The following is a 16,756-nucleotide window of genomic DNA, read 5'->3' as shown; positions in this document are numbered from 1 at the left end:
CAAAAATCCCTGGTAACTGTATGGTTTAGCGGAAAAGAAAAACCCCGGAGCAAGCTCCAGGGTTTTGAAGTTAAGACAAACGCATCAACAGCAGTGACTTATTTGTCGCCCAACTGTTCTGACATGGTGTTACCCGGGTTTGGCGTACGCGGTTCATCGACCGGACGCGGTGCACGCGGAGTGCCATTGTTGTCAGAATTGTTGGAAGCGCCTGGGTCTTCCCAGCCTGCTGGCGGACGCACATCACGGCGAGCCATCAGGTCGTCGATCTGCGGCGCATCGATGGTTTCATATTTCATGAGCGCATCTTTCATCGCATGCAGGATGTCCATATTGTCATTCAGGATTTGACGAGCACGAGCATAGTTACGCTCGATAAGCGATTTCACTTCCTGATCGATGATACGTGCTGTTTCATCGGACATATGTTTGGCTTTCGCTACAGAACGGCCCAGGAAAACTTCACCCTCTTCTTCCGCATACAGCAGAGGACCGAGTTTGTCAGAGAAGCCCCATTGGGTCACCATGTTACGCGCCAGGTTAGTCGCAACTTTAATATCGTTGGACGCACCGGTAGAAACATGTTCCGCACCGTAGATGATCTCTTCTGCCAGACGACCACCGTAGAGGGTCGAAATCTGACTTTCCAGCTTCTGACGGCTGGCGCTGATCGCGTCGCCCTCTGGCAGGAAGAAGGTCACACCCAGCGCACGACCGCGCGGAATAATCGTCACTTTGTGTACCGGATCATGTTCCGGTACCAGGCGACCAATAATGGCGTGGCCTGCTTCGTGATAAGCCGTGGACTCTTTCTGCGCTTCCGTCATCACCATGGAGCGACGTTCCGCACCCATCATGATTTTGTCTTTCGCTTTCTCGAACTCCACCATGGAAACCACGCGCTTGTTACCGCGAGCCGCAAACAGAGCCGCTTCGTTCACCAGGTTAGCCAGATCAGCACCGGAGAAGCCCGGCGTACCGCGCGCAATGATTGCCGCATCGATATCTGGCGCCAGCGGAACGCGACGCATGTGTACTTTCAGAATCTGTTCACGACCACGAACATCCGGCAGACCGACCACAACCTGACGGTCGAAACGGCCTGGACGCAGCAGTGCTGGGTCAAGTACGTCCGGACGGTTAGTCGCTGCAATAACGATAATACCTTCGTTACCTTCGAAGCCATCCATCTCAACCAGCATCTGGTTAAGGGTCTGTTCACGTTCATCGTGACCACCGCCCAGGCCTGCGCCACGCTGGCGGCCTACGGCGTCGATTTCATCAATGAAGATGATGCACGGTGCCGCTTTCTTGGCCTGTTCGAACATGTCGCGGACACGAGATGCACCCACACCCACGAACATTTCCACGAAGTCGGAACCAGAAATGGTAAAGAACGGCACCTTCGCTTCACCCGCAATGGCTTTCGCCAGCAGGGTTTTACCGGTACCTGGAGGGCCGACCATCAGAACGCCTTTCGGGATCTTACCGCCCAGTTTCTGGAAACGGCTCGGCTCACGCAGATATTCAACCAGCTCACCCACCTCTTCTTTTGCTTCGTCACAACCTGCTACGTCGGCAAAAGTGGTTTTGATCTGGTCTTCCGTCAGCATGCGTGCCTTACTCTTACCGAACGACATGGCGCCTTTGCCACCGCCGCCCTGCATCTGGCGCATAAAGAAGATCCAGACGCCGATAAGCAGCAGCATCGGGAACCACGAAATGAAGATAGAAGCCAGCAGGCTTGGTTCTTCCGGCGGCTCACCGACCACCTTGACGTTTTTAGTCAGAAGGTTATCAAGCAGCTTAGGATCGTTCACCGGGATGTAAGTCGTGTAACGGTTACTATCTTTCTTGGTAACGTTGATCTCACGTCCGTTGATACGCGCTTCGCGAACCTGATCCTGGTTGACCTCTTGCAGGAAGGTAGAATAATCCACCTTGCGGCCATTAGACTCGCTGGGCCCAAAGCTCTGGAATACTGACATCAGCACAACGGCAATGACCAGCCAGAGTATTAGGTTTTTCGCCATGTCACTCAAGGGATTAACCTCTTATTACAACTGTGTTAAAAACAGCGTCAGGATACTCTGTATCCGATTTATTTCAAACTTTCGTCTGAAACTCACCGACTATCATTTTCGCCCGGTCGCTACAATATACACTTCGCGTGAACGCGCACGAGAAGAGTCCGGCTTACGAACTTTGACCTTCGTAAACAGGGAGCGAATTTCCTTTAGATACTCCTCGAAACCTTCGCCCTGGAACACCTTTACTAAAAAACTACCACCTGGCGCCAATACATCACGACACATTTCTAACGCCAGTTCTACCAGATACATGGAGCGAGGAATATCCACCGCCGGTGTTCCGCACATATTTGGCGCCATATCAGACATGACAACCTGTACTTTACTGTCACCTACACGCTCAAGTAACGCTTTCAGCACTAATTCATCACGAAAGTCGCCCTGAAGGAAGTCAACACCAACGATAGGATCCATTGGTAAAAGATCGCATGCAATGATTCGGCCCGTTCCGCCGATTTGCGTCACCGCATACTGAGACCATCCGCCTGGTGCTGCACCGAGATCGACAATCGTCATTCCCGGTTTAAAAAGTTTGTCACTTTGCTGTATTTCATCAAGTTTAAACCAGGCACGGGAACGTAACCCCTTTTTCTGTGCCTGTTGAACATATTTATCGCTAAAGTGTTCCTGGAGCCAGCGGCTCGAGCTAGCAGAACGCTTTTTACCTGTCATTTAACATTCCGTCCTGGTTCATCGTCGCCAGTGGTGTAAATTTCCACATAGCAATTTGGCGATATATGGGAGATGGCGGTAGAATGAACCGTTTTCAATCCCAACGTAAGCAAAAATATACGATGAATCTGAGTACTAAACAAAAACAGCACCTTAAAGGTCTGGCACATCCGCTCAAGCCTGTAGTTATGCTTGGCAACAATGGTTTGACCGAAGGGGTACTGGCCGAGATTGAACAAGCGCTGGAGCACCACGAGCTGATCAAGGTGAAAATCGCCTCTGAAGACAGAGAGACCAAAAACTTGATCGTGGAAGCCATCGTGCGCGAAACCGGCGCCTGTAATGTACAGGTCATCGGTAAAACGCTGGTGCTCTACCGCCCATCTAAAGAGCGTAAAATCTCGCTGCCACGCTAAGATTATCCTGAATTGAACACAGTTTCTGTGTAAAACGAGGGGTTTTCCTTTAGCAGGTGAGCAAAATGCCATGCTCCTTGAGTTGATAAAAGGCCGCTATGCGGCCTTTTTCCTTTCTTTACAATGTATCAACATCTTGCGGGAGATGCGAATTACAGGTAATCAACCTTTGTAATTTCATACTCCACTTCACCACCCGGGGTACGGATGGTAACTACGTCGTCCTGCTCTTTACCGACCAGTCCACGCGCAATCGGCGAGTTCACGGAGATCAGATTTTGCTTAAAATCAGCTTCGTCATCGCCCACGATGCGGTAAGTCTGCTCTTCGTCCGTGTCGAGATTAATCACCGTCACGGTTGAACCGAAAATCACGCGGCCGTTATTAGGCATTTTTGTGATATCAATCACCTGCGCGTTAGACAGTTTTGCTTCGATATCCTTGATGCGACCTTCACAGAAGCCCTGCTGTTCACGCGCGGCATGATACTCAGCATTCTCTTTCAGGTCGCCGTGCTCGCGGGCATCCGCGATGGCAGCGATGATTTCAGGGCGGCGAACAGATTTCAGGAAATCCAGTTCTTCACGCAGTTTTTCGGCACCACGTAAGGTCATCGGAATAGCTTGCATTTGTTATACCTCTTAAACATTCCTGTTGGGGGCAGCGTCACCTGCTCCGGCCCCTGCCACCCTGACGTTCAGCGGGGCAGAAGCAAAAGAAAACTGACCCGGAAACGAAGTTCCAGGTCAGCGGCAATTTTTCAGTTTGATACGTATTTTACCCTGAAGTTCACTATGGGTCATCGTTTACTTTGCAGGGCGTTGCGCCTTAGTATGACGGCTTCTTTCCAGCTTGTTAGCGCGAGATTATGCGATTTTCCAGATTTGTCATCGGATTGACCACCAGTATAGCGTTTACTGCCCAGGCTGCTAATGTCGATGAGTACGTTAACCAGCTCCCTGCCGGCGCCAACCTTGCCCTTATGGTGCAGAAGGTCGGTGCCCAGACTCCTGAAATAGAGTATCACAGCCAACAGATGGCGTTGCCCGCCAGTACCCAAAAGGTCATCACCGGGCTAGCGGCGCTACTGCAACTTGGCCCTGATTTTCGCTTTACCACTACGCTGGAAAGCAAGGGTAACATTGATGGCGGTGTACTAAAAGGTGACCTTACGGCGCGATTTGGCGGCGATCCTACGTTAAAGCGTCAGGATATTCGCAATATGGTTGCGGTGATGAAAAAAGCCGGAGTCCAGCGAATCGAAGGCAATGTGCTGATAGATACCTCGATTTTTGCCAGTCATGATAAAGCCCCGGGTTGGCCCTGGAATGACATGACTCAATGCTTCAGCGCCCCTCCTGCCGCCGCGATTGTTGATCGCAACTGTTTCTCAGTCTCGCTGTATAGCGCGCCTAAAGCCAATGACCTCGCGTTTATACGCGTCGCCTCTTATTACCCAGTCAATATGTTCAGCCAGGTACGCACCTTAGCGAAAGGCTCCTCAGAAGCCCAGTATTGCGAACTGGACGTGGTGCCCGGTGATTTAAATCGCTTTACGCTTACAGGGTGTCTAACCCAGCGCGCCGATCCGCTGCCGCTGGCGTTTGCCATTCAGGACGGCGCCAGCTACGCCGGGGCCATTCTGAAAGATGAGCTGAAACAAGCGAACATAAGCTATTCCGGAACACTACTGCGCCAGACGCTGACTAACGAACCGGGAACCGTCCTGGCCAGCAAACAGTCGGCGCCCCTGCATGATCTGCTGAAGATTATGCTGAAAAAGTCAGACAATATGATTGCCGATACCGTATTCCGCATGATTGGCCATGCCCGCTTCGGCGTACCCGGCACCTGGCGCGCGGGCTCCGATGCGGTACGTCAGATTTTGCGTCAGCAGGCGGGTATCGATCTGGGTAATACCATTGCGGTGGATGGTTCAGGCCTGTCACGCCATAACCTCATCTCCCCCGCCACGATGATGCAGGTGCTTCAATACATTGCCCAGCACGACACTGAGCTAAACTTCATTTCAATGCTGCCGCTGGCAGGTTATGACGGTTCACTGCAATATCGCGCTGGCCTGCACGCGGCTGGTGTCGATGGCAAAGTCTCCGCCAAGACCGGTTCGCTGCAGGGGGTATATAACCTTGCCGGGTTTATTACCACCGCCAGCGGCCAACGCATGGCGTTTGTACAATATCTGTCAGGTTATGCTGTCGAGCCCGCGGATCAACGTAATCGCCGTATTCCACTGGTGCGCTTCGAAAGCCGCCTTTATAAAGACATCTATCAGAATAATTAACGATGAAACTGCTTATTGTTGAAGATGATATGTTGTTACAGGAAGGGCTGGCGCTAGCCCTTACTGCTGAGGGCTATACTCTTGACTGCGCGGCTACGGCGGCAGAAGCGGATGGCTTGATCCAGAGTGGTGAGTACAGCCTGGTGATCCTTGACCTTGGTCTGCCGGATAAAGACGGGGCAACGCTACTTAGCCAGTGGCGTCGTCGGGGCATCTCTAATCCCGTACTGATCCTCACCGCACGCGATGCGCTGGCGGATCGCATCAATGGGCTTGATTCAGGCGCTGATGACTACCTGGTTAAGCCTTTTGCCCTGGCAGAGCTGCAAGCTCGCGTTCGGGCGCTGATTCGTCGCTATCAGGGACACAGCGATAATTTGCTGAGCGATGGCGATCTCACCCTCAATTTGCAAACGCAGCAGGTATTGCAGCAGACGCTACCGGTTGAGGTGACGCCGAAGGAGTTTGCCCTGCTCACTCGCCTCATTATGCGCAGCGGGCAAACCGTGCACCGAGAAACCCTGCAGCAGGATATCTACTCCTGGCAGGATGATCCCGGATCTAACACCCTTGAAGTTCATATCCATAATTTGCGACGCAAACTCGGTAAAGATCGTATTAAAACCGTCCGCGGCGTCGGCTATCGACTGGAAAGCCAAAAATGAACAGTATGCGCCGTCGGCTGATGGTGTTGCTTGCTATTATTTTACTCTTTTTTCAACTGATTAGCGTCGTCTGGCTCTGGCATGAAAGCCGGGAGCAGATCGGCTTTTTAGTCAATGAAACCTTGTCAGCGAAATCGCGAAACCAGCACGTTGAGAAGGAGATCCATGAAGCGATCGCTTCTTTGCTGGTTCCCTCGCTGGTGATGATTGGCTTTACCCTGCTTTTCTCGTTCTGGGCAATCACCTGGATTACCCGTCCACTCAATCAGTTGCGTACCAGCCTGGCAAACCGTTCTGCCGACAATCTCACGCCGCTGCCAGTCTATTCCGACATGTTGGAGATCAGTGCCGTAACCCGCACGCTAAACCAGCTGCTGGCCCGTCTTGACCATACTCTGCAGCAGGAGCGCTTATTCACCGCTGACGCCGCACACGAGTTGCGAACGCCGCTGGCTGGCATTCGTCTGCATCTGGAGTTAATGGCGAAGTCTGGCACGCCTCAGGCGGAGCCATTGATTACACGTATTGACCAGTTGATGCACACGGTAGAGCAGCTCTTAATGCTGGCCCGTGCGGGACAGGCGATGGCGAGTGGTCACTATCAGACGCTGAGCTGGAGCGACACGATATTCGCGCCTTTGGCGCTGGAACATGATGCTAAAGAGCACAGGCTTATCTGGCCCCCGCAAAGTCCTCTCGTGGCCGAGGGTGATGCCATCCTGCTGCGCCTGATGCTGCGTAATCTGCTGGAGAACGCCGTTCGTTACAGCCCAAAAGGCACCGTAATCGAGGTGAAGTTAGAAGAGACGGGCGACGGGACGAGAGTCAGCGTACTTGACCAGGGGCCGGGTATTGATGAGGCGCACCGACAGTCTATTACTGAGCCGTTCCGCCGTATTGATCAACGTTATGGCGGCAGTGGTCTGGGGCTGAGTATCGTTCAACGTATCCTGCAACTGCATCGCGGCACCCTGCATCTGGAGAATCGTCCTGAAGGCGGGCTAATAGTGAGCTGCTGGCTCCCTGCAAAACTGAGATAAAAAAAAACCCCCTTGATAAGGGGGTCACAGACGGTCTTAACGTTTGTAGATGAATTCGACGCCTTCTTCGTCATCTTCATCCCAGTCGTCATCCCAGTCTTCGTCATCTTCGATATCTTCTTGCTGCTCTTCGAGCTGCTGACGATGATAATCGTCCCACATGAACTCGACTTTCTCTGGCTGTTTCGCCTCTTCTGCCTGAGCGATCGGGTTCTCGATGATAAAGGTCATCACATCCCAGCAGAGATCTTTAACGCCAACCTGGCTTGCCGCAGAGATCAGATAGTATTTATCTTCCCAGCCCATCGCGTCGGCAATCGCTTTCGCCTTGGCTTCGGCCTCGGCTTTGTCCATCAGGTCGATCTTATTAAAGACCAGCCAGCGCGGTTTCGCCGCCAGCTTGTCGCTGTATTTTTCCAGCTCACCGATGATGATACGGGCGTTTTCAACCGGATCAGAACCGTCGATAGGATCGATATCGATCAGGTGCAGCAGGACGCGGCAACGCTCGAGGTGCTTCAGGAAGCGAATACCCAGACCCGCACCTTCGGCAGCACCTTCGATCAGGCCAGGAATATCAGCCACAACGAAGCTCTTCTCGTTATCCATACGAACCACGCCCAGGCTTGGCACCAGCGTGGTAAACGGATAATCAGCTACTTTCGGCTTGGCAGCAGAGACGGCACGGATAAAGGTCGATTTACCGGCGTTCGGCATGCCCAGCATCCCCACGTCGGCCAGCAGCATCAGCTCCAGCTGCAGATCGCGCTTATCGCCCGGCGTCCCCATCGTTTTCTGACGAGGTGTACGGTTCACAGAGGATTTGAAGCGGGTGTTGCCCAGGCCGTGCCAGCCACCTTTAGCGACCATCAGGCGCTGACCATGCTTCGTCATGTCGCCCATGGTTTCGCCGGTGCCCTGATCGATGACGCGCGTCCCTACCGGCACTTTAATGCTTACGTCTTTACCGCGTTTACCGGTGCAATCACGGCTCTGGCCATTCTGGCCACGTTCCGCGCGGAAAGATTTCTCGAAACGGTAGTCGATCAGCGTGTTGAGGTTTTCATCCGCCTCCAGCCACACATCGCCGCCATCCCCGCCATCGCCGCCGTCCGGGCCGCCGCGTGGAATGTATTTTTCACGGCGGAAGCTTACGCAACCATTACCGCCATCACCTGCAACAACCAGGATCGTTGCTTCATCAACAAACTTCATTTTACTCTCCGTAACTCATTCGCCTGAGCGGGGCATGACTACAACCGCTTCATTTTTGCGCCAACGTCCCCAAAGACGATGACCAATGGCGGAATACATCGCGCCCGCAACCACGACAAACGCACCGAGATACCCCAGAAGGTTTAACATCGGTTTGACGAAGAAATCGGGCCAGGCCACTGATAACAAATTTGAAAATAATAGCGTAAACAGCGGGGTAAGCGTGATTAAGGCGCTCACCTGTGCTGCTTGCCAGCGCGCCATCGCCTCAGCGAGCGCACCATAACCCACCAACGTGTTCAGACCACAAAAGATCAGACACGCCAGTTGCCAGTCGCTCAACTGAGCAATGACGCCCGGCTTCGCAAGTGGCAGCAATGCAATAGTACATAAAGTGTACAGCAAAAAGAGGATCTGCTGTGACGCCAGACGCCGCAATAACACCTTTTGCGCGACGCCATAACTCACCCAGACCATCGCTGCACCTACCCCAAAAATCACACCCCAGGTGTAATCCGTCAGGCGGGTGAAAATCTCAACCAGACTGGTGTTAAAGAACATCACCAGCCCACATAACAGCATACATGCCCCAATAATTTGGGTGCCACGCATCTTCTCTTTGAGAATAAACACGCTGGCTACCATCATGCCCACAGGGGAAAGCTGACCAATCACCTGCGATGCCGTAGGGCTTAAATATTGCAGGGAAGAGCTGAACAAGATGAAGTTACCGAATAACCCCCCCGTCGCGATAGCCAGTAACACCAGCCAGCGCGGACTACGGAAGAGCCGTAGTGGTGGGAGCTTGCCTCTTATCGCGAGGATCGCACCGAGGCCAATACTTGCCATCAGGAAGCGATAAAATACCACGGTGGGCGGCTCCATCACCTCCAGAACCTGCTTCATTGCGATTGGCAGTGCACCCCAGCACATTGCGGTAGTGAGCGCCAAAAGAATACCAATGCCGGCCTGCTGCTTCATGCCCGTTTTCCCTACAGAAAAAATTGCCGGGTTTCCAATGTAAAAAGCCCCGCAACAGGTTGCGGGGCTTTAATCCGTTACCGGACCGAGAAAACCTTACTCAGCAACGATGCTGATGTATTTACGGTTGTTCGGGCCTTTAACTTCAAATTTCACTTTACCGTCTGCTTTAGCAAACAGAGTGTGGTCACGACCGCAACCTACGTTGTTACCAGCGTGGAATTTGGTGCCACGCTGACGAACGATGATGCTACCCGCCAGTACAGTTTCGCCACCGAAACGCTTAACGCCCAGGCGTTTAGCTTCTGAATCGCGACCGTTACGTGTGGAGCCGCCAGCCTTTTTATGTGCCATTTAAATCTCTCCTCAGGTCTTAGGCGCTGATGCCAGTAATTTTCACATCAGTGAACCACTGACGGTGGCCCTGCTGCTTACGGTAGTGTTTACGACGACGAAACTTAACGATTTTAACTTTCTCGCCACGACCGTGTGCAACAACTTCAGCTTTGATAACGCCGCCATCAACGAAAGGAACGCCGATTTTGACTTCTTCACCGTTTGCGATCATCAGAACTTCTGCGAACTCAACAGATTCGCCAGTTGCGATGTCCAGCTTTTCCAGGCGAACGGTCTGACCTTCGCTTACTCGGTGTTGTTTACCACCACTTTGGAAAACCGCGTACATATAAACTCCGCTTCCGCGCACATCCTCGTATGATTCAGAGTGCGCTATAAATATTCACAATAGGGCGCGAATATTACGCAAAACGCGAGCCTTTGACAAGTGCTACCGTCAATACATGAAGAAAAAAAACACAACACGTACGGCAACGTTTATCTGAGGCGTTTTTTCAGTACAATCGGCGCTACTATTGATTAACCGAACCCTTTGTTAACCCATTTAAAATGGGGCCTACAGGACTAAAAGCCCGGCTTTTACGATGAATTTAGAAAAAATCAATGAGTTAACCGCGCAGGATATGGCGGGTGTGAATGCAGCAATCCTGGAACAGCTCAACTCTGATGTTCAGCTTATCAATCAGTTGGGTTACTACATCGTCAGTGGAGGCGGGAAACGCATCCGTCCAATGATCGCTGTGCTTGCCGCGCGCGCGGTGGGCTATCAGGAAAATGCGCACGTTACGATTGCAGCCCTGATCGAATTTATCCATACCGCAACGTTGCTCCACGACGATGTGGTGGATGAATCGGACATGCGCCGGGGTAAAGCCACCGCGAACGCCGCGTTTGGCAATGCCGCCAGCGTTCTGGTCGGCGATTTTATTTACACGCGTGCGTTCCAGATGATGACGAGTCTGGGATCCTTAAAGATCCTGGAAGTGATGTCTAAAGCCGTTAACGTCATCGCCGAAGGTGAAGTGTTGCAGCTGATGAACGTCAACGATCCGGACATCACCGAAGAGAACTACATGCGCGTCATCTACAGCAAGACGGCGCGTCTGTTCGAAGCGGCGGCACAGTGCTCGGGTATTCTTGGCGGCTGCTCTGAGGCGCAAGAAAAGGGTCTGCAAGACTATGGACGTTACCTGGGTACGGCTTTCCAGCTGATTGACGATCTACTCGACTACAGCGCCGATGGCGAAACGCTGGGTAAAAACGTGGGTGATGACCTGAACGAAGGCAAACCAACACTACCCTTGCTGCATGCCATGCGTAACGGTACGCCTGAACAAGCGAAGCAGATCCGTGATGCGATAGAACAGGGTAATGGGCGACACCTTCTGGAACCCGTGCTGGAAACAATGGCAGCTTGCGGCTCTCTGGAATGGACGCGTCAGCGCGCCGAAGAGGAAGCAGACAAAGCGATCGCTGCCCTTCAGGTTCTGCCTGAAAGCCCTTGGCGTGAGGCGCTTATTGGCCTGGCGCACATTGCGGTACAACGCGATCGTTGATCTGAATAAGAACTCTCGATTCGGAAAAAGAGAGTTCTTATAAGCTCCAGTTTTATCCATAACGTTGTTAATGAATTCGCTTACAACCCGCATGAATAAAGGATTGGCATAATCTGAATGTCACTCCGCATGCCGCGAACTTTTTAGAACCGCTGTTCGAAGAAGGTATAGTAACAACGTCATTTAACTCGAAATGACGTGGACGCACCTGAACAGAGGGACAGCAACATGGATAAGAAATTTATCGACTGGCATCCGGCCGATATTATTGCCGCGCTGCGTAAAAAAGGAACTTCACTGGCTGCGGAGTCTCGCCGTAATGGTCTTAGCTCATCCACTTTAGCTAACGCGTTAACGCGCTCATGGCCGAAAGGTGAGTTGATCATTGCCACTGCACTGGGCACCGATCCCTGGGTGATATGGCCATCGCGTTATCACGATCCCATAACCCACGAATTTGTTGACAGAACGCGGTTGATGCGGCGGAAAAGAGAAGAGAGAAAGCGCCAGGAGTGACGCTTTTTTAGCAGGAATAGCAACCCCCCGGTCTTAAAGGCAGGGGGCTGCCAGGAACGATTACTCGCCCTTCACACGCTCGATATTGGCACCCAGCGCGCGCAGTTTATCTTCGATACGTTCGTAACCGCGATCGATGTGATAAATACGATCGACAATCGTTGTACCTTCGGCAATACAACCCGCCAGCACAAGACTCGCTGACGCGCGCAGATCGGTCGCCATCACCTGTGCGCCAGACAGTGTTTCAACGCCATGGCAAATAACGGTATTGCTCTCAATCTCCGCGTGTGCGCCCATACGGATAAGTTCCGGTACGTGCATGAAGCGGTTCTCAAAGATGGTTTCAGTGATGAAGCCGGTTCCTTCCGCCACGAGGTTCAGCAGAGTGAACTGTGCCTGCATATCGGTCGGGAATGCCGGATGAGGCGCGGTACGGACGTTTACCGCTTTAGGACGGTTGCCGTGCATATCCAGGCTGATCCAGTCTTCACCGATCTCGATATCGGCCCCTGCGTCACGCAGTTTAGCCAGTACGGCATCCAGGGTATCGGGCTGTGCATTGCGGCAGACAATTTTGCCGCCTGAAATCGCGGCAGCAATCAGGAAAGTACCGGTTTCGATACGGTCAGGCAGTACGCGGTAAACGCCGCCACCCAGACGCTCAACGCCTTCGATGGTGATGCGATCGGTACCCTGGCCGGTGATCTTCGCGCCAAGCGCGACCAGGAAGTTTGCGGTATCCACAATTTCCGGCTCGCGTGCGGCGTTCTCGATAACCGTGGTGCCTTCTGCCAGCGTGGCGGCAGACATAATGGTTACCGTGGCGCCAACGCTCACTTTGTCCATGACAATGTGCGCGCCTTTCAGACGGCCATTAACAGAGGCTTTTACGTAACCCTCTTCCAGTTTGATATCCGCGCCCAGTTTTTCCAGGCCGTAGATGTGCAGATCAACCGGACGCGCGCCGATAGCACAGCCGCCAGGCAGTGAGACCTGCCCCTGACCAAAACGCGCCACCAGTGGACCCAGGGCCCAGATAGAGGCACGCATGGTTTTTACCAGATCGTAAGGCGCAGAGAAGTTGTTCACGTTGCTGGCATCGATCCACACGGATCCGTTGCGCTCCACCTTCGTGCCGAGCTGAGTCAGCAGCTTCATGGTGGTGTCGATGTCTTTCAATTTTGGTACGTTCTGGATCTCTACCGGCTCTTCCGCAAGCAGTGCGGCGAAGAGGATTGGCAGCGCGGCGTTTTTGGCGCCGGAGATTGTCACTTCGCCCTGGAGACGCGTCGGCCCCTGTACACGAAATTTGTCCATTATTTGCTCTCTGTATGAATTCAACCGTGCTGCTGGCTAATCGCCCTCAGCTCAAAAACCGTTTAGTTTGCGATCGCGAGCCCACTCTTGTGGGGTAAACGCCTTAATCGACAGGGCATGGATACGATTATCCGCGATATATTCCATCAGCGGCGCATAAACAGCCTGCTGTTTCTTCACGCGGCTCATGCCGTCAAAAATCTCACCCACAGCAATAACCTGGAAGTGACTGCCATCGCCGGAGACGTGGGCTTCCTGAAGGGAGAGTGCATTCATCAGCACTGCCTGGATTTCATTATTTTCCATGGGTTCTATATCATCTGGTAGTGAAAACAAGCCCAACATCTTAGAGCAAAGTGGCGCTGTCTTAAACAAGCAAAAAGCCCCGACAATGAAACTGTCGAGGCTTTTGATAGTAACGTACTGAAAAAATTAGCGAGGCAAAACGTCTTGCGGCAGATTATAGAGCTGAGCCAGCGTGATGACGTTATCGCTGATGCCTGCCAGAGAGACCTGTAGCCCCTGCTTCTTACCGGCAGCGACAAGATGTGCCAGCAGTGCGACGCCGGCCGTATCCACGCGAGAGATCCCGCCAAGATCGATGCAGGTCACCCCTTGCATCGCCTGGTCGCGCGCATCCCACAGAGGATTCAGATAATCCTGATCCAGCTCGCCTGATAGCAACAGCTTTTCGCCATCACGGATCCAGCTGAGTGGCTGCGTCATTATTTTTTCTCGTCCAGGGTAATTTTCTGGCGAGAGATGGATTGCAGCTGAGCGGTCAGGCCGTCAATACCTTTGGTACGCAGCAGGTCGCTCCACTCGTTCTGCTTGGTGGTAATCATGCTAACGCCTTCAGCGATCATGTCATAGGCCTGCCAGTTGCCCGTCTGGCTGTTTTTACGCCACTGGAAATCCAGGCGTACCGGCGGACGGCCGTTCGGATCGATAATGGTTACGCGAATCGGCACGATAGTGGCATCACCCAGCGGCTGCTCAGGGGCGATCTGGTAAGTCTGGCCGTGATACATTGCCAATGCCTGACCGTATGCCTGCTTCAGATATTCACGAAACGCAGCAAAGTAGGCGTCACGCTGCGCTGGGGTGGCGTCTTTGTAGTAGCGGCCCAGAACCAGCGCACCGGCATACTTAATCTGTACGTACGGCAGCAGCTCTTGATCGACGATATCACGCAGATAATCCGGGTTAGAGCGAATTTTAGGTTGTTCGTTTTTAAGGCGATCGAAGGTTTTCTTGGCCGCCTCATTCATCTGTTGGTAAGGGTTAGCCTGACCAGCCGCATTTGCCGCTGTGAGTGGGGCAATCATCAGCATGGCAACCATTAACAGTCGTTTAATCATGAATTACTTCTCCTGAGATGAATTCGTCGTGCCAGCAGGTGGCGTGACATCTGATTCTGCGGGCGCTTCAGCAGATTTGTTCTCGTCACCTCCCTTACTGTTGTAAAGGAACTGACCAATCATATCCTCAAGTACCATGGCTGACTTGGTATCCTGAATAACGCCGCCATCTTTAAGAATAGTCGTTCCCAGTTCAGGGTCTTCAAAACCGACATTCAGCGCCAGATATTGCTCGCCGAGCAGGCCAGAGGTACGAATGGAGAGCGAGCTGGTATCCGGAATGTGGTTGTAGCGCTCTTCGATATCCAGCGCTACGCGAGGCAGATAGGTTTTCTCGTCCAGCGAGATATCCGCTACCCGCCCAATCACCACGCCGCCGATGCGCACCGGCGAACGTGCCTTCAGGCCGCCAATATTATCGAAGGTGGCATAAATTCGGTACGTAGGCTCGGTACGAACAGAGGTGATATCTGCCGCTCTCAGGCAAATAAACAAGGCCGCCAGCAGCGCCAGCAAAACAAAGATACCAACCCAAATTTCACTTTTTCTCGTTTGCATGAACTCAATTCCCAAACATCAGTGCGGTGAGCACAAAATCCAGACCCAATACGGCCAGCGACGAATGCACGACAGTACGTGTTGTTGCGCGGCTGATCCCTGCAGACGTCGGGATAGCATCGTAACCGTTAAATAAGGCAATCCAGGTAACGGTGATGGCAAACACAATGCTTTTTATCAGGCAGTTCACCAAATCCATTCGCAGATCGATAGCATCCTGCATAGCAGACCAGAAGAAGCCGGCATCGATGCCCTTCCACTGCACGCCCACCAGCGAACCTCCCCAAATGCCCACCGCGACGAAGAGAATGGTCAGCAGCGGCAGAGAGATAACCCCAGCCCAGAAGCGCGGTGAAATCACCCGACGCAGAGGGTCGACCGCCATCATCTCCATACTGGAAAGCTGCTCGGTCGCGCGCATCAAACCAATCTCCGCCGTGAGCGCAGAACCCGCCCGCCCCGCAAAGAGCAGCGCGGCCACTACCGGCCCAAGTTCACGCAGCAATGAAAGCGACACCAGCATACCGAGGCTGGTTTCTGCACTATAGGTGGTCAGGACAAGATATCCCTGCAACCCCAGCACCATTCCGATGAACACTCCCGAAACGATGATGATAACCATCGACAGTACGCCAACATTATAGAGCTGACGTATCAGTAGCGGGGTGTGTTTACGGAACTCCGGTTTGCCGACCAGCGCATTGAATAACATCAATCCGGCACGCCCGAACGTCCTGACGGTTTTTATGCCGTGGTGTCCTAAAGCGGCCAACGCATTTAACAGCATGAGCGGCTTAACTCCCTATTCCTAATAAATCTTGATGATAATCATCCGCCGGATAACGGAACGGAACCGGCCCATCAGCAATACCGTAGAGGAACTGGCGCACGCGCGCGTCGTCGTTCTCCTTCAGGGACTGCGCACTGCCGTGAGCGACGATCTTTTTATCGGCCACGATATATGCATAGTCAGCGATGCTCAGTACTTCCGGAACATCGTGCGACACCACAATACAGGTCACGCCGAGCGCACTGTTCAGTTCCGAGATCAGTTTAACCAGCACTCCCATGGTGATGGGATCCTGCCCGACAAAAGGTTCGTCGAACATAATCAGATCCGGTTCAAGGGCAATGGCACGGGCAAGCGCTGCCCTGCGCGCCATCCCGCCAGAGAGCTCAGAAGGCATTAACTTTGCCGCCCCACGTAGCCCCACGGCCTCGAGTTTCATCATTACCGTGCTTTTCAGCAGCGGCGCGGGCAGACGTGTGTGTTCACGCAGCGGATAAGCCACGTTATCGAAGACGTTAAGATCGGTAAAAAGCGCCCCCGACTGGAAAAGCATGCTCATGCGTTTACGCACGGTATAGAGGCGTGAACGTGACATGGCTGAAACGTTTTCGCCATCGAAAAGGATCTCGCCGCTGTCTGGGGGGATCTGGCCGCCGATCAGGCGCAGCAGCGTGGTTTTACCAATGCCAGAAGGCCCCATGATGGCGGTGATCTTGCCGCGCGGCACGGTCAGAGAAATATTGTCAAAAATGACCCGGTCGCTGCGCGTAAAACTTACGCCGCGAACATCGACTAAATTCGCCCCGTTCAGGCTCATGTATATTTCCTTTCTATTGCCGGCTCAGGATAAGCATGATGCTTGATTCAGCTCCAAACCCAGCATTTTTACAGAATATTTCACACTGAGGTAAGCGAAA

Annotated in this window: 20 protein-coding genes; 6 read left to right on the top strand and 14 right to left on the bottom strand. The window is 52.9% G+C overall.

The features are described from left to right. Positions 1 to 98: 98 nt before the first annotated feature. Complete coding sequence (ftsH, locus tag B3B59_RS08755; protein ID WP_046885785.1) at positions 99 to 2,033, bottom strand: ATP-dependent zinc metalloprotease FtsH; 1,935 nt, start codon at positions 2,031 to 2,033, stop codon at positions 99 to 101. A 102-nt stretch (positions 2,034 to 2,135) separates the two neighbouring features. Further along, the gene (gene rlmE, locus B3B59_RS08750; RefSeq protein WP_039031646.1) at positions 2,136 to 2,762 is read right to left on the bottom strand and encodes a 23S rRNA (uridine(2552)-2'-O)-methyltransferase RlmE; all 627 of its coding nucleotides are present in this window, start codon (positions 2,760 to 2,762) and stop codon (positions 2,136 to 2,138) included. 122 nt (positions 2,763 to 2,884) lie between these two features. Between rlmE and yhbY the strand changes: the two genes are divergently transcribed. Continuing rightward, on the top strand, positions 2,885 to 3,178 hold the full coding sequence (yhbY, locus tag B3B59_RS08745) for a ribosome assembly RNA-binding protein YhbY (RefSeq protein WP_040078387.1): 294 nt from the start codon (positions 2,885 to 2,887) through the stop codon (positions 3,176 to 3,178). A gap of 152 nt (positions 3,179 to 3,330) precedes the next feature. On the opposite strand, the gene greA is transcribed toward yhbY, so the two are convergent. Then, a complete protein-coding gene (gene greA / locus B3B59_RS08740; RefSeq protein WP_046885784.1) occupies positions 3,331 to 3,807 on the bottom strand; it encodes a transcription elongation factor GreA in 477 nt (158 codons plus the stop codon). Between the two features lie 239 nt (positions 3,808 to 4,046). On the opposite strand from greA, the gene dacB reads away from it, so the two are divergent. The 3 genes from dacB to pmrB are packed head-to-tail and all read left to right on the top strand — an operon-like array spanning position 4,047 to position 7,185. Continuing rightward, positions 4,047 to 5,480 carry a serine-type D-Ala-D-Ala carboxypeptidase gene (gene dacB / locus B3B59_RS08735; RefSeq protein WP_207292470.1) on the top strand — a complete coding sequence of 478 codons (1,434 nt, stop codon included), beginning with the start codon at positions 4,047 to 4,049 and terminating at the stop codon, positions 5,478 to 5,480. Between the two features lie 2 nt (positions 5,481 to 5,482). Next, a complete protein-coding gene (gene pmrA, locus B3B59_RS08730) occupies positions 5,483 to 6,145 on the top strand; it encodes a two-component system response regulator PmrA (protein WP_046885782.1) in 663 nt (220 codons plus the stop codon). After that, on the top strand, positions 6,142 to 7,185 hold the full coding sequence (pmrB, locus tag B3B59_RS08725; protein ID WP_046885781.1) for a two-component system sensor histidine kinase PmrB: 1,044 nt from the start codon (positions 6,142 to 6,144) through the stop codon (positions 7,183 to 7,185). The genes pmrA and pmrB overlap by 4 nt, the downstream gene beginning before the upstream one ends. Before the next feature lie 36 nt (positions 7,186 to 7,221). Here the strand turns inward: pmrB and cgtA are convergent, their stop codons facing one another. The 4 genes from cgtA to rplU all read right to left on the bottom strand — a co-directional run bounded on the left by cgtA (position 7,222) and on the right by rplU (position 10,066). Next, positions 7,222 to 8,400: an Obg family GTPase CgtA gene (gene cgtA, locus B3B59_RS08720; RefSeq protein WP_040073885.1), complete on the bottom strand. Its 1,179-nt coding sequence runs from the start codon at positions 8,398 to 8,400 to the stop codon at positions 7,222 to 7,224. A 15-nt stretch (positions 8,401 to 8,415) separates the two neighbouring features. Beyond that, positions 8,416 to 9,381, bottom strand: a complete 966-nt coding sequence (locus B3B59_RS08715) for a DMT family transporter (protein WP_286808733.1) — start codon at positions 9,379 to 9,381, stop codon at positions 8,416 to 8,418. A 96-nt stretch (positions 9,382 to 9,477) separates the two neighbouring features. Then, entirely contained in the window at positions 9,478 to 9,735 is a 258-nt protein-coding gene (rpmA, locus tag B3B59_RS08710) for a 50S ribosomal protein L27 (protein WP_007673187.1), read from the bottom strand. Positions 9,736 to 9,754: 19 nt separating this feature from the next. Further along, complete coding sequence (rplU, locus tag B3B59_RS08705) at positions 9,755 to 10,066, bottom strand: 50S ribosomal protein L21 (RefSeq protein ID WP_003025032.1); 312 nt, start codon at positions 10,064 to 10,066, stop codon at positions 9,755 to 9,757. A gap of 256 nt (positions 10,067 to 10,322) precedes the next feature. Between rplU and ispB the strand changes: the two genes are divergently transcribed. Beyond that, positions 10,323 to 11,294, top strand: coding sequence for an octaprenyl diphosphate synthase (gene ispB / locus B3B59_RS08700; protein ID WP_040073883.1), 972 nt, complete (start codon positions 10,323 to 10,325; stop codon positions 11,292 to 11,294). A 228-nt stretch (positions 11,295 to 11,522) separates the two neighbouring features. Continuing rightward, a complete protein-coding gene (gene sfsB / locus B3B59_RS08695; RefSeq protein WP_040073882.1) occupies positions 11,523 to 11,810 on the top strand; it encodes a DNA-binding transcriptional regulator SfsB in 288 nt (95 codons plus the stop codon). A 60-nt stretch (positions 11,811 to 11,870) separates the two neighbouring features. Here the strand turns inward: sfsB and murA are convergent, their stop codons facing one another. The 7 genes from murA to mlaF all read right to left on the bottom strand — a co-directional run bounded on the left by murA (position 11,871) and on the right by mlaF (position 16,656). After that, the gene (gene murA / locus B3B59_RS08690) at positions 11,871 to 13,130 is read right to left on the bottom strand and encodes a UDP-N-acetylglucosamine 1-carboxyvinyltransferase (protein ID WP_040073881.1); all 1,260 of its coding nucleotides are present in this window, start codon (positions 13,128 to 13,130) and stop codon (positions 11,871 to 11,873) included. Positions 13,131 to 13,181: 51 nt separating this feature from the next. Further along, a complete protein-coding gene (ibaG, locus tag B3B59_RS08685; RefSeq protein ID WP_014071941.1) occupies positions 13,182 to 13,436 on the bottom strand; it encodes a BolA family iron metabolism protein IbaG in 255 nt (84 codons plus the stop codon). A gap of 126 nt (positions 13,437 to 13,562) precedes the next feature. Further along, positions 13,563 to 13,856 (bottom strand): lipid asymmetry maintenance protein MlaB, encoded by a 294-nt coding sequence (mlaB, locus tag B3B59_RS08680; protein WP_040073880.1) that lies wholly within the window; start codon positions 13,854 to 13,856, stop codon positions 13,563 to 13,565. Beyond that, complete coding sequence (mlaC, locus tag B3B59_RS08675; RefSeq protein ID WP_040073879.1) at positions 13,856 to 14,491, bottom strand: phospholipid-binding protein MlaC; 636 nt, start codon at positions 14,489 to 14,491, stop codon at positions 13,856 to 13,858. Before mlaC ends, mlaB begins: the two co-directional genes overlap by 1 nt. A gap of 3 nt (positions 14,492 to 14,494) precedes the next feature. Further along, a complete protein-coding gene (mlaD, locus tag B3B59_RS08670; protein WP_040073878.1) occupies positions 14,495 to 15,049 on the bottom strand; it encodes an outer membrane lipid asymmetry maintenance protein MlaD in 555 nt (184 codons plus the stop codon). A 4-nt stretch (positions 15,050 to 15,053) separates the two neighbouring features. Further along, on the bottom strand, positions 15,054 to 15,836 hold the full coding sequence (gene mlaE / locus B3B59_RS08665) for a lipid asymmetry maintenance ABC transporter permease subunit MlaE (protein ID WP_040073877.1): 783 nt from the start codon (positions 15,834 to 15,836) through the stop codon (positions 15,054 to 15,056). A 7-nt stretch (positions 15,837 to 15,843) separates the two neighbouring features. Then, positions 15,844 to 16,656, bottom strand: a complete 813-nt coding sequence (gene mlaF / locus B3B59_RS08660; RefSeq protein ID WP_040073876.1) for a phospholipid ABC transporter ATP-binding protein MlaF — start codon at positions 16,654 to 16,656, stop codon at positions 15,844 to 15,846. Positions 16,657 to 16,756 lie beyond the last annotated feature (100 nt).

Origin of the sequence: Leclercia sp. UBA2479, from assembly GCF_002341985.1 — a bacterium.
Lineage (GTDB): Bacteria > Pseudomonadota > Gammaproteobacteria > Enterobacterales > Enterobacteriaceae > Enterobacter > Enterobacter pneumoniae.
Note: the sequence above shows the minus strand (reverse complement) of the source record. Positions and strands in the feature narration are given on the sequence as shown.

Bases quoted from the DNA above. Each gene is read 5' to 3' on its own strand.
- mlaF (WP_040073876.1), bottom strand. From the start codon at position 16,656: ATGAGCCTGAACGGGGCGAATTTAGTCGATGTTCGCGGCGTAAGTTTT.
- rplU (WP_003025032.1), bottom strand. From the start codon at position 10,066: ATGTACGCGGTTTTCCAAAGTGGTGGTAAACAACACCGAGTAAGCGAA.
- cgtA (WP_040073885.1), bottom strand. From the start codon at position 8,400: ATGAAGTTTGTTGATGAAGCAACGATCCTGGTTGTTGCAGGTGATGGC.
- rpmA (WP_007673187.1), bottom strand. From the start codon at position 9,735: ATGGCACATAAAAAGGCTGGCGGCTCCACACGTAACGGTCGCGATTCA.
- sfsB (WP_040073882.1), top strand. From the start codon at position 11,523: ATGGATAAGAAATTTATCGACTGGCATCCGGCCGATATTATTGCCGCG.
- yhbY (WP_040078387.1), top strand. From the start codon at position 2,885: ATGAATCTGAGTACTAAACAAAAACAGCACCTTAAAGGTCTGGCACAT.
- mlaD (WP_040073878.1), bottom strand. From the start codon at position 15,049: ATGCAAACGAGAAAAAGTGAAATTTGGGTTGGTATCTTTGTTTTGCTG.
- mlaB (WP_040073880.1), bottom strand. From the start codon at position 13,856: ATGACGCAGCCACTCAGCTGGATCCGTGATGGCGAAAAGCTGTTGCTA.
- B3B59_RS08715 (WP_286808733.1), bottom strand. From the start codon at position 9,381: ATGAAGCAGCAGGCCGGCATTGGTATTCTTTTGGCGCTCACTACCGCA.
- pmrA (WP_046885782.1), top strand. From the start codon at position 5,483: ATGAAACTGCTTATTGTTGAAGATGATATGTTGTTACAGGAAGGGCTG.
- rlmE (WP_039031646.1), bottom strand. From the start codon at position 2,762: ATGACAGGTAAAAAGCGTTCTGCTAGCTCGAGCCGCTGGCTCCAGGAA.
- dacB (WP_207292470.1), top strand. From the start codon at position 4,047: ATGCGATTTTCCAGATTTGTCATCGGATTGACCACCAGTATAGCGTTT.
- pmrB (WP_046885781.1), top strand. From the start codon at position 6,142: ATGAACAGTATGCGCCGTCGGCTGATGGTGTTGCTTGCTATTATTTTA.
- ftsH (WP_046885785.1), bottom strand. From the start codon at position 2,033: ATGGCGAAAAACCTAATACTCTGGCTGGTCATTGCCGTTGTGCTGATG.
- murA (WP_040073881.1), bottom strand. From the start codon at position 13,130: ATGGACAAATTTCGTGTACAGGGGCCGACGCGTCTCCAGGGCGAAGTG.
- greA (WP_046885784.1), bottom strand. From the start codon at position 3,807: ATGCAAGCTATTCCGATGACCTTACGTGGTGCCGAAAAACTGCGTGAA.
- ispB (WP_040073883.1), top strand. From the start codon at position 10,323: ATGAATTTAGAAAAAATCAATGAGTTAACCGCGCAGGATATGGCGGGT.
- mlaE (WP_040073877.1), bottom strand. From the start codon at position 15,836: ATGCTGTTAAATGCGTTGGCCGCTTTAGGACACCACGGCATAAAAACC.
- ibaG (WP_014071941.1), bottom strand. From the start codon at position 13,436: ATGGAAAATAATGAAATCCAGGCAGTGCTGATGAATGCACTCTCCCTT.
- mlaC (WP_040073879.1), bottom strand. From the start codon at position 14,491: ATGATTAAACGACTGTTAATGGTTGCCATGCTGATGATTGCCCCACTC.